Source organism: Xanthomonas sp. LMG 12459, assembly GCF_009192905.1.
Taxonomy (GTDB): Bacteria; Pseudomonadota; Gammaproteobacteria; order Xanthomonadales; family Xanthomonadaceae; genus Xanthomonas_A; species Xanthomonas_A sontii.
In genome coordinates, this window is sequence record NZ_NSGT01000140.1 from 1 (window position 1) to 747 (window position 747).

General features: G+C 69.2%; 1 protein-coding gene and 1 pseudogene. Both read right to left on the bottom strand.

The window, feature by feature from the left end; all coding sequences use genetic code 11:
- Positions 1-261: pseudogene (locus CEK65_RS20875) on the bottom strand (GNAT family N-acetyltransferase); the annotation flags it as partial.
- A 4-nt stretch (positions 262-265) separates the two neighbouring features.
- Entirely contained in the window at positions 266-745 is a 480-nt protein-coding gene (nrdR, locus tag CEK65_RS20880; RefSeq protein ID WP_226980670.1) for a transcriptional regulator NrdR, read from the bottom strand.
- Between the last annotated feature and the right edge of the window lie 2 nt (positions 746-747).

Below are 747 nucleotides of genomic sequence, written 5' to 3' on the forward strand. Positions count from 1 at the left end.
GACTGAAGACGTCGCCAGCCACGGCGAGAACTGGCGGATGCGCGCGTCGTCGTTCTGCAGCAGGCTCACCGACCCCAGCCAGTCCTCGCCGTCCAGGGCGATCCAGCTGGTGGGAATACGTTTGTCGTCGCGATGGCTGCGCAGGTCGGCCTCGGCCTCCACCACGTTCCACTCCGGCAGCAGCGGGCCGAACGCCTGCAGATGCTCCTGCGCGAGCGCGGGAATGTGCTGCGCGGCCTCGGCCAGACAGACGATGCGCATGCGCTCAGCGCTTGCCGGTCTTGTCGCCCGGCTTGGCCGCGCGCACCAGGTCCAGCAGCGGCAATTGCTCGCTGCCCACCGGCAACTCACGCTCGAGCTTCTCGATCTCCTCGCGGAAATCGGCCACGTCCTGGAAGCTGCGGTACACCGAGGCGAAGCGCACGTAGCCGACGTGGTCGAGCTTGCGCAGCTCGGCCATCACGTACTCGCCGACCCGGATCGAGGGCAGTTCGCGCTCGCCGGACATGCGCAACTGGTGCACCACCGCCCGCACCGCCGCCTCGATCTGCTCCTCGGCCACCGGTCGCTTCTGCAGCGCGCGATCGAAGCTGGTGCGCAGCTTGCGCGCATCGAACGCCTCGCGCCCGCCGTCGCTCTTGATCACCGTCGGCAGCTTGAGTTCGATCGTCTCCAGCGTGCTGAAGCGCTCGCCGCAGGCCTCGCACTCGCGACGCCGGCGGATCGTCGCGCCGTCCTCGGACACGC